Raw genomic sequence first — 11,474 nt, 5'->3', positions numbered from 1 at the left:
GTGAGTCTTATTATAACATAACTTTATTTTAGGCAAAGCATTTTTTTTTTTTTTTTTAAAATTAGTAGAAAAAATTTAGACAACTAATTTTTATCTATGATTTTGATTTTACCACTTTTGTTAATTGTTTCTAGTAATTTATTTAGTTTTCCCGAGTTTCCCAGTTTTAAGACAAAAATTCACTTTTTAGTGAATAAAAAAATGAAAAAACACCCGTAAATCAGTGTTTTTTAAACGTGAAACCTTAATTTTTATTAATATCATTTAATTGCATTTTAGTAATTTTATGGTATAATTATAAATTATGAAAAAACAAAAATTAACTAAGTTGGTTTGGTAACGATGTTGCAAAAATTAAGGCAAAGGGTTGAATTTAACACTTTAGATCAGCAAATGATATTTAAAAATCACGATGGTATCCCTAGCGATCCAAACATTTGGAATAGATATGATTTCCACTTTGATATCTTAATAAATCACTAATAAAATTGTAATTAACTTTTACCAAAAAACTTAAAAAAGTCCCTAAAAACGGATACTTTTTTAAAATTACCTTATCAAACTGGGAAACTCGGGTTGATTTTACCACTTTTGTTAATTGTTTCTAGTAATTTATTTAGTTTTGGTCTAAATTTGGTTGCTTAATTATAAAAAAACCTCGCAAAAACGAGGCTTTTTTATGATTAAAATTTGTGATTAGACATATTCAGATCTAAATTTTTCAAAAAGTTTATTATATTCTTCTTCAGTTTGAGGTGTGTCAAATAAAACAAAACCTTTAAAGGTGATTCCAGTTTCAGATCTTGAAAGTGGTAGTTTGTCTATAGCTTCTTGGATTTTTGATTTTGTGGTTCCAAAAGTAAAACCTTTTTCAAAATTCATCTTTGCACCAGTTGGTATTTCGCGACTTCAGGTAAATCTCGGTTTTTTAGCATCATCAGATTCAGTAGAATAAAATTTCATGTTCATAATGGATTTGCCATCTTTTTTTTCAATATCTATACGTAAAATAATAGTGGATTCAGAATTATTAAGAAAATCATGAAAAAATGAAAGAGGATTTTTTGGTTTGGTATTTCCTAAACTAAGGGAAGGTTCTCCATTTGATAGTTTTAGTTGAATGTCATATTCACCATTATATGTTGTTTTAAACCCTTCTTTTTTGGGATTAAAAGATGGGAAAAAGGGTTGACGCTGTGGTTGTGTCTTTGGTTTAGCAACAAAATCAGCACCAATTTTAAAAACACCCGGAACAAATAATTCCTTTTCAATAATTAAGTTAAAATCGTTTTCCTGTTCACCTGTTTTTAGTAAAAAATATTGGAGAGCATCTGTCTGAGGTAATTTACTTGGTTTAAAAGCGAAAAGGAAGGAAGTGCCGTTTTCCAATTTTAGATCTTTGTCGGTATTTGGATCATTCTCCAAGGAAACACCACCTTCAGCTAAATAAATACCTTGTTCTTGTTCATCAATATGAACTTTTCCTTTGAATTTTTCTGAAGGGGCTGGATTTGCCTTAAATCTAAAATTTGGATTATTAACAGCTGAAATTGATTTTACAACTTGCTGTTTTTGCCCATCTAAAGATTCCTCTTCTGTTTCAACATTAGTTTTTCAATCTAAAAATATGTGAGTTTTTACAGTGTCAGAAAAAGATTTATAAAGTTTATTTTCTTCATTTACATTATCAAGTTCAATTGCTAGATTTCTTTCAACTCCATTAGGGGTTTTAATTTTAAGATTAATTTCATAAGTTTCATCTTGATGATCTCTAGAAAAATAAATGGAAGTGCCTTCAGGAAGATCAGCTTTTTCAAGACCTTCAAGAAGTTTTTTTAGGTAATCACCTAATAAAGATTCTTGACTTGAAGGAACTGGATCTGGAGCAGGGTCTGGAGTTTGAGCTGCGGTTGGAGGAATAACTGACTCTGAACCCGAAGAATTAGTTGACTCTGGACTTGGAGAAGCGGGTGGACTTAATGGTGGATCTTGGAATAAGGTCGGTAAAGCGGCAACATTTGTAGCAACATCTGTAGAATCTTCTGATCCTTCAGTGGTCTCTTCAGTGGTCTGCTCAGTAGTTTGTTCAGTGGCTTGATCAGTGTTTGAAGTTATTGGAGTCTGATTAATTTTGTTACTTTTTGTTGCAAAAAAATTAAGAGCATCGAAAAAAGGGGCTAGCTGGGTTGTTATATTTTTTAAATCGTAAGGTTTATTCAAAAAAGGTTGGATTTTATCATCAATTGTTGAAGCAAAAACTGTAATTGGCAAATCTTTCTTGATTTCAAAGCTTAAGTTGTCGATATCTTGTGATCCTTGTTTGTCAAAAGTTTCAATTGCATTTTTAAAATATGCACCATAAATTTCTTCATTTGCATCAAATTCTAGTTCAAAATTGAAAGTATAAGTATTATCTTCACCAAGTTTTAGACCTAAAGGAAGTAATGTTGCTTCACTAAAATTACCTTCAAGATTTAGTCCAATATTGAAAATATTAGAATTTTTAGGATTATTTTTGTTTTCTTTTACTGAAAAAGTGACATTTTTTGGGGTAAAATTAGGGATTAAATTTTTAATTTCTTCTAGAAATGTTTTATCCTCATTTTCATTTGAGCTTGAAGTAAATCAAGAATTAAACTGCTCAAGATTTAAATTTTCAGGATTTTGAGCAAAATATTCTGATACACTAAGCTTGTTTTGTGCTAAATGTTTAGAAATTACTGAATTAAATTTGTAATTTTTCTTAAAAATTTTTAATAATTCAGAAGATTTTTTTTGGTCAGTTTTCTTAGGCACATCAACAAAATTTAGTGTTAATTTGCTACTTTTTTGTGTTTTTTTATCAAATAAGCTTAATGCTAAGTCAATTTTATTATTAACATCATCAATATTTGTAAAATTTAATTTTTCTTGTTGCAATTCAGGTTTTATTTCAAAATTAGAAGGAAAAACAAAAACCGGTTCAGAATTTATGTTGAATGAAATTCCGCCAAATTTAGAAAATGTTGCAAATAATGCTGAACTTGAATTTTTTGTTTCTTTAAAATGTTTATTAAATTCATTGTAAAACAAAATGGCAATTTCGGTTGCGGTTTTTCCTTCTAAAAAATCTTGATTTAGAAGACTAATTGATGCACTCAAATTTTGGGCTGAAAAATTCAAGGTTTTATCTTGATCTGAAAAATCTAAGTCAAAACTTGCTGTATAATTTATACTTTTACTAGAATTTGAAATATTAACAGCAAGATTTTTTATTTTATTTGACTCAATTTTTACTTCTGATTGACTCCTTGGAACAACCAATCTGAAATTGAAATCTGGATATTTTTGAGTAATTTGACTAAAGTCAATTGCATTATTTAAGTCAAAATTATATGCACTGTCAAAATGCAAATTTAGTGCATCAGAAGCGCTTAATTTTTTAGCAAATTTTGACTTAAGTTTTAAATTAGCGACTAAACTGTCAAATTCGGTCGTGTTAAATTCAGAATTAACATTTAAATTTGTAGCATTAGCTAGTTTCTCGTCAAATTGTGATAATTTTGAATTATAATTTTTTGACTGTAAGGAGATTAAATACGGAACACTGGCAGAAATACTAACGACCGCGCTAACTCCTATAATTGCAAAAATTATATGATTTAATTTAAGCTTTTTCATAATAATTTCCTTTATAAGTTTACTTTTTTAATAATAAAGAGCTTGTATGTTCTATGACAATAACGCGGATAGGCTGACTTGAGACAATTTTAGGTTTATTTCTATCATAAAGATATAAAAATAAATTATATTGAACCCGGCTTCCAGTGTTAGGGATTTTCTCAAGTACACCACTAATATCAGTGTCGGTAGTAGTTTGTGATTCTGCTGTGCCTGGTGCGCCGGTTGTTTGACTCTGTTTTGTTTTTATTGCATAAAAGCCTAAATCTATATCTTTGTGTTCAAAGGTTAAATAACTGCTAAAAGGCAGTTTTTCAACTTGTTTATCAACAGATACTGGCTCACCTTCCTTTGTTGAGATAGCGAGATTGATTTGAGATTTTAAATCATCAAGGTCTTGTTTGCTTAAGATAACTATTTGTGAATTTGGTGAAAAAGTTGAGGCAATTTCATCTAATTTATCAACTTCATCACTTAAAAGTTTGTTATCAGGATTGATTTTTAGTTCAATTTCTGATTTTTTTGTTTGATAAATAACACTAACTAGATCACCGTTTTTATCAACTGGGCCAATATTGTATCAATATTTTAATTTTAAATTTTGGTCATTTTGTTTTTCTAGAGCATCAACATTTGTTAAATTAGGTTCCAGGCTAAATTGAATTTTATAATTAAAATCTTTACCAAAATTACCAGTAAAAAGTTTTTGGCTCTTTTGTTTTGAATAAGCTAATGAATAAAAAGCTGCAAGAAAATCGGTGAGATTTTCAATATTATTTTTATTGTCTGGGGTTGAAAAATCAGGTTGAGTGATTTTATTTGATTGTAATTCGATCTGTTTTATAAAATATTCAGGGCTAAAAGATGAATTTGTTTTCATCAAATTAAGAGTGTTTTTAAGCTCGTTACTAATATAAAAACCATTTTCAAGAGGTTTATCAGAATTTAAAAAACCATAATTAAATGAAAAAAGTCAAACTTTTAGGTCACCAGTTTCTTCAGTTGCTTGACCGCGTGGTTGTTTTGTAGGCTTAATTGTAATTTCACTTAATTTTTTAAATAATTCATTACTATTAGAATTTTCTGGCCAATTTGTTTCAGAACCTATTAATCCAAAATGTTTAAGATAATCAAACCAATATTTTGCGACAAAACTAATGTCCTGTTTTGATAAAAATGATAAAAATTGTGAAATTTTCTCGTCGCTATTGAAATAATTAGAATAAATTGATGTTATACCTTTAGAGGCTGCATCATCAACATTTGAATTTTTAATTAAATCTTCAACAGTTGGCAAATTATAACTATCAACCATTGATTTTAATTGAGTTTCGTCAAATCTAAAACCATAATAACGTGAATTTTGAAGAACTTTTTTTAATTTATCGAAATTATTTGCCTGAATTAGTGCTAATAATTCGTCTTTTGGAATTCCTTTTTGATTTGCTGGTTTTTGGACTTTTGGTTCAATAGTCAAACCGCTTTTTTTAATTGAATCTGCAAAATCAGGATCATTTTGAGCTAATATTTCAAGATTTTTAATACTTTGAGAAAATTTTTTTGTAGCAACAATTTTATCGTTTCTTTTATCTTTTATAACAATATCACCATTAATTTGGGCAACAACATCGTTATCTTTAAAATCTAGATTAACTTGTTCAGTATCTAGTTTTATTTGAAGATCTAAAAATTTTGAAATTTGGTTAAAATTTAAATTTTCTAGTTTATTTTGGAATCTAATTTTTGATATCAGCGGTGTTTTTACAATTTTTTCAATAAGTGAATTAAGAAAATCTGCACGCTTTTCTTTGGTTGCAAAAATTTCATTATTATAATAATTTAGAAAATCTCACCCTGTAATTAAAGTTGAATTATTTTGGCTAAAATTATTTATTGCAAAATAATCACTGTCAGAAAATTCGCTTAAAACAATATCATCACTAATTGACTTATCAAGGAAAGAATTACTTAAATCGAGTTGAGTAGTAACGAAAAATTTGGAATCCTTGTTAAAATCAGCGGCAATTTCCTTTGAAAAATCAGAAGAAAACTGGGCAACAAAGGTCAATTTATAAACCCCTGGAGTTGCAGTTTTTACTAAATATCGATCAGTTATAATTTGATCTTTTACCAAATTTATATCATAGCGAGGTTTTTGAATACCACTGTCAGACTCAAAGTAAAAGCTTTTATTACTAAAAATTTGCGAAATTATCTCATCAAGGTTGAAATATTTGTTAATAATTTCTCTAGCTTCAGTGTCATTTTTTGCGCTATTAACTTCTTTTTGAAAATCTTCAACTAAAATTAACTTTGTCAGTTCTTTTTTAAATGAAAAATTAACCTCACTATTTGTGTAAGGTCTTAATTTCTTGAGTTGGTCTTCTGAGTAAGTTGAAAAATTAGAAAGTGAATAATCTGGAACATAATTATAAGCAACTTTTTGTTTAAATAAGTCAGAAGTTGCTGTTTTATCATCGTCTAATTTTTGTAAAACTCGCCAAAAAACCTCAAATGTTTGCTCATTATCATCAGGTTTGATATCAAAAATTTCCAATTTGAAAGGTTTTCAATTATGATCGGTTGAAAAATTAACGGGAATGCTAGAGTTATTAGTCTGGTAAAAATCAAAAAAATCTGTTAAATCAATGTCAGTTTTTTTGGTGTTATCGTCGTTCAAAAGTTTCTTTTTTAGATCTAAATAGTCTGAATTAGCATTTAAATATGTATCCTTTATGCTAATGAAAGAAATTGATTTTGCTTGGTTTTGCACATCAATTCGGGGGTTTTTTAGTTCTAAATTTGCAAAAACAAGTAGCGGAGTGGCAATAATTACTCCACCAGCAATAGTACTTAGCCCTAAAAGAAAAATATTTTTTTTAGTTAGTAGTTTTTTAGTGATTGTACTTTTCGTCACCTTTCCTCCTATGTGTTCAATAAAAAATTTTAACAAAAAAAAAAAAAAAAAGTAAACAAATCCCTTAAATTAGTTAATAAACAAACATTTTAGTGATAAAACTTGTTTTTAAATTTTTAAAATATTGGGCTTTTTGTTCATAAGCGGCAATTAGTGAGTCAAAAGTTTCAAAAAGTTTCCAAATTTTCTCTTGCTCAAAAGTATCAGCAACTTTTATAAAATAATTTTCAATTTCATTAAGCCGAAAAATATGTCTAACAGATTTGTTTGTACTTTTTAGCATTAATTTTTTAAAAATCTCAGTCTTAAATCAGATCAAAAAATAATCAGAATTATAGTCTTTTTTGAGCCTAAAAACTTCATACATCGGGCTGATTAAACCAGGTATAGAATTTTTATATAACGCTAGCGAACCAACTTGAATTCTTGATGGATTAAATGCAAAAGAATTTTTTGTAATTATTTGTGAGTTGTCTTTGTTTGCAAAAACAGCTTTTCCACCTTTTTTAAAAAGTTCTTTTTGACTTACAAATCCAAGTTTATTTGAAACTGAGTAACTTATAAGCTTTAAATTATTTGAATTTTTGTTTTTATAAGTTTGAAAAAGATCACTAATTTGCTCAGTTTTTCAGGGTTGACTCAGCCCCTTAAATCTAATTGAAGGAAAATTTGAGCTTAAATCAGTAAACATTTTTTTAGTTAGACTATTTTTAAGATCTTTCAAAAGGTGAATTTTTTCTTCAAGTTTGTTTAGTAGGTTTTCAAAAGTCTCAAAAAGTTGCGAAATTTTTTGCTGCTCGGTAATATCTGGAGTGAATTTTATCTCAATTTTGAGTACATTTGAGCTAATTAAATGCGGGATTGTACTTTTAGAAATGAATTTTTTGGAATTTTTTTCGAACTGAATTGCAAAAAATGTACTTTCAGGATACTTTTTTGAAGTCAAAATTCCACAATTAGAGGTAGCAAAAAATTTTTCTTGAATAAATCTAGCCGATCCTGGATTTCCGTGAGTTGAAAAAATTATTTTTCCTTGCGCCAAAAACTCGTTATAATAGCCTAAAATCCCGTGATTTTCTGTTTGCGATGAGTAAACCGGATAGATGTAGCCGCTCTCTCTCTCTCTCTCTCTCTCTCTCTCTCTCTGTGTGTGTGTGTGTCAATCTCTACGGGTCTAGTTTTTATTTGGTTTTTGCTTAACGTTTGTCCTCGGGAAATCTCAAATAAATTTTTAACTTGATCACTAATTCAAATTGAATTGAAGTTTTTGAATTTAACTAGCGGTATAATTGGCTTTTTATTCATTAATTAGTCCTTTAAATATTCTAAATTATAATAAAAAATCCACCTTTAAATAGTAAAAGTTGGGTTTTTTTATATTTAAAAATTTTAGTAGTCTAAATTAAGATGAAGAATCTGAAGAGGATTTAATACTTATTTCACGCAAGGCAAATTTACCTCTCGAATTTCCTAGTTTAATGAGATAATCTTAAAAAGTCTCCAGTTTTCACGCTTTTTTAATTTTTTTGGCAAAAGTTAATTGCCTATTTTTTTACTTATTTATTAAAATATCAAAGTAAAAATCATCTTATTTCAAATATTTGGATCACTAAGAAGGTGATCAAACTGTCAAACTCAAGAAAAATAACTATCAAAGTAAAAACACTAAATTTTAAATCTAACACTCATGAATGCAAAATCTACTTATTAATTAAACAAAGTAAACTAAAAAAGCTAAAATTTTAACTTAAAAAGTAAAATTATGAAATTTTTAAACTACCTTTTTTAGTTTAGAATACTGACAAAAATCAAAAAAATACAACTACTATTTAAACTCAATGCAAATAGAAAACTCGTTTTTACTTACATTGAGCCTAAAAAAATATACGAAGTTTTGAAAGAACAATAATCAAAAGCCTTAAATTTGTAGATTTCTAAACGGTCAAATTTAAGGCATCCCATCATCTTTAAAAATATAATGGAAAATTCAAAGTATATAATTTTTTTATGACAAAAACATTCTTGATTCCTCCTTAATTCAATAGCAAAATTTATTAATTATTCTTAGTGGGGTTAATTATAACATAACTTTATTTTTGACCAAGCATTTTTTTTTTTTTTTTGCAAAAGGTTAAATTTACAATAATAAAAATTAAGATTTTAAGTCAAAAAACCCCGATTTACGAGTATTTTTACATATTAGCATTCAATAAAAAGTGAATTTTTGCCATCAAACTGGGAAAATCAGAAATATTCTAAATTAAGATGAAGAGGACTTAACGCTTATTTCACGAAAGGCAAATTTACCTTGTGATGCTTGTTTTTGTCTTGGGTCTTTAGTTTTTTCTTGATAAAACTTAATTAGATCTTGTTTAATTTGTTCAGAATCGACAACAATTTTACTAAAAGGATAAGCGTTATTTACTGCTTCAACAAAGGCTTTGAGTTGTTCTTTTGCATCTTCACTAGGATTTCCGCTTATATTAAATGTAACATTTTGCTGATTTTGGCCAGTTTGATCACGAAAATAAATTCGCCCAGTAGGACTGTCATAACGCTCAGAAATTCCACTTAATTTGTCGGTATATTTTGAGCCTTCAAAGTCTGAAACATTAGCTGAAAAAGTTGGACCTGGATTAGTGCTAGATCCAGAATTAATATCGGCGGCAAAATAAATATCAGTAAATCTTAGCTTTTTAAAGCCTTCATAATCTTGAGATGCATATTTATCTTCTTTTCAGTTTTTAATGTTATCATTAAAAATTCGGTCAATTTCGTCAAATTTAAGGTTTTTAATTGTTTTAATATTTGTTTCAGAAAAATCTAGTTTTGGAGGATAGCCACCTTTGCCGCCATGGCGACCTTGAAATGGACGTTGATAAATTTTGGATCCAAAAGCTAACTTTAAACCTTCGGTGATTTTAGTTGCATCATCTCCTTTATCCCAACGGAGTGTGTCAAATAAAATTGATCCAGGAATTTGTTCATCAGGTGTGTTTTTATGAAAGTCAGCAGCATTATTATAATCAAAACTAATAAAATCAACATTAGCAACGGCATTTGGATTAATTGCTCAGTTATCAGCGATTGCTTTTTCGTTAGAATAGAGTTCTAATTCTTTAAGTTTTTTGCCTCGAAGTGCTGACAGACCATTTATTGCTTTTTGGTCATCTAAAAACAGTGTTAGTTTTTGGACATTATTTGGTAAGGCTTGCAAAATTTTATCGATATTTTGGTCTTTATTTTTTGTGCCGACATTTTTAAGAACAACAGCATCAATTTTGTTACCGACATTTGATTTTAGAAAATCTTGGAATTTTTCAAAAGCATTTTTGTCATTTGCATCAATTGAAACAGCAATAATTTGGGACTTTACAGCTTTATGTTTATTTTGGGCATTTTGAGTATATTGGTAAACTTTTATTGATCCAGAACCTGAACCGGCAACTTTGTCAATTTCGGTTTTTCATTCACTATTAGAAGAAATATCGGCTTTGTCTCAACCCTCATAGTTTTGATTAGCAATTCCGTGTGGATTACGTTGAACTCAACCTTCATTACTTAAAAGACGATTTTGGTTTCGTTGACGATAAAGTCCATTTTTTCCTGTAATTGGATTGTCATCAGGATTTACAAAAATTCAGGCGTGATGGTCATTAGGATCAACAGTCATTCCTCGCTCAATTGATTTGTAATCAATCTCAGAAAATTTTGGGCCTTCTATTGCTTGCTGTTTTAAAAATTTTAAGTAATTATCTTCTCTAGTTTTGTAATTATTTGCTACTCAAATTTGGTATCTTAGACTTTCTTCAAATACTTTTTTTTGTTCATCGGTACCATTAGGGTAATAACGCTTAAATTCATGCTTTAACTGGCGTTCTAGTTCGGCAATTTCAGTTACTCGTGCGGCAATATTTGCTTCAGTTCTTCGTGTTGAAGCAGCTAGACCTAAACGCCAGTTGGCTTTTGCTTGCTCAAGTGCTCCGGGTGAAACATTAACTGATTGGGATTGTCTTGGCGAGGTTTGGACTCTTTGGGTAGCGGTTGCTGTGCTATGAACTGGTGAACTTGCGGTTCTTGAAACACTTGGAGCTGGAATTGGGACGGTTGACTCAACTCGACTAATTACTCTTCTTGTTATTTTTGGAGCAGGTTGAGGCTTAGGAGTGGCAATAGCAATTTTTTTAACTTGTTTTGGAATTTCAACTTTTGGCGGGATTTTTTCAACTTTTTGCGGCTGGACTACTGGGGTATCTGATTCAATTTTTTTAGGTTCTGGTTTTTGGACTGGTATAAATTTAGAATTTGTAACTGGTGAATTAAAAGCGGTATCATTTGGGATATTTTTAAGAATTATTGATGGCGCTTCTGGCGAATAAGCAACCAAAGGAGATTCTCAGTTAAAATTATTTACTACTTCATTTAATGCAAAGGAAAAGCTAACGGCAATAGCACTTGCTGCTGCTCCTATTAGATATTTTTTGCGCTTTGAGACATAAAAAATTTGCATTTTAACCTCCTAAAAACAAAAAAACAAAATTAGGCAAATTTTGAATTTAAATTTTAGCTAATTTTGTTTTTAGATAGATTTAGAAAATATTATAAATGATTTTTTAAAAAAACAAAACTTTTTGTCCAAAAAATTTTTAAGGATTTTTTGGGGCGTTTCAGTCTCAATCGGTAACCCTTCCAAGTTTCACAGTTTGATGAGATAATCTTAAAAAGTGTCTGGTTTTTCGTGGTTTTTTAACTTAAAAAGCAAAATTATGAAATTTTTAAACTAGCTTTTTTAGTTAAAACACTGGCAAAAATCAATTTATGATAAAACAACAAAAATCACAAAAAAAATACAACTACTATTTAAACTCAATGCAAATAAAAAACTCGTTTTTACTTA

At 28.8% G+C, this 11,474-nt stretch carries 5 protein-coding genes; all 5 read right to left on the bottom strand.

What is annotated here, in order from left to right; genetic code table 4:
- Nucleotides 1-696: 696 nt before the first annotated feature.
- Entirely contained in the window at nucleotides 697-3,660 is a 2,964-nt protein-coding gene (locus R7X45_RS03685; RefSeq protein WP_318055950.1) for a P110/LppT family adhesin N-terminal domain, read from the bottom strand.
- Between the two features lie 19 nt (nucleotides 3,661-3,679).
- Nucleotides 3,680-6,577 (bottom strand): P97 family adhesin, encoded by a 2,898-nt coding sequence (locus R7X45_RS03680; RefSeq protein WP_318055949.1) that lies wholly within the window; start codon nucleotides 6,575-6,577, stop codon nucleotides 3,680-3,682.
- Between the two features lie 73 nt (nucleotides 6,578-6,650).
- Entirely contained in the window at nucleotides 6,651-7,640 is a 990-nt protein-coding gene (locus R7X45_RS03675) for a restriction endonuclease subunit S (RefSeq protein WP_230577088.1), read from the bottom strand.
- Complete coding sequence (locus tag R7X45_RS03670) at nucleotides 7,637-7,882, bottom strand: hypothetical protein (RefSeq protein WP_318055948.1); 246 nt, start codon at nucleotides 7,880-7,882, stop codon at nucleotides 7,637-7,639. Before R7X45_RS03670 ends, R7X45_RS03675 begins: the two co-directional genes overlap by 4 nt.
- A gap of 955 nt (nucleotides 7,883-8,837) precedes the next feature.
- Complete coding sequence (locus R7X45_RS03665) at nucleotides 8,838-11,087, bottom strand: putative immunoglobulin-blocking virulence protein (RefSeq protein ID WP_318055947.1); 2,250 nt, start codon at nucleotides 11,085-11,087, stop codon at nucleotides 8,838-8,840.
- Between the last annotated feature and the right edge of the window lie 387 nt (nucleotides 11,088-11,474).

Source organism: Mesomycoplasma ovipneumoniae (assembly GCF_033343935.1).
GTDB lineage: Bacteria > Bacillota_I > Bacilli_A > Mycoplasmatales > Metamycoplasmataceae > Mesomycoplasma > Mesomycoplasma ovipneumoniae_G.
The sequence above is the reverse complement of the archived record's forward strand: the minus strand, read 5'-3'. Positions and strand labels throughout refer to the sequence as shown.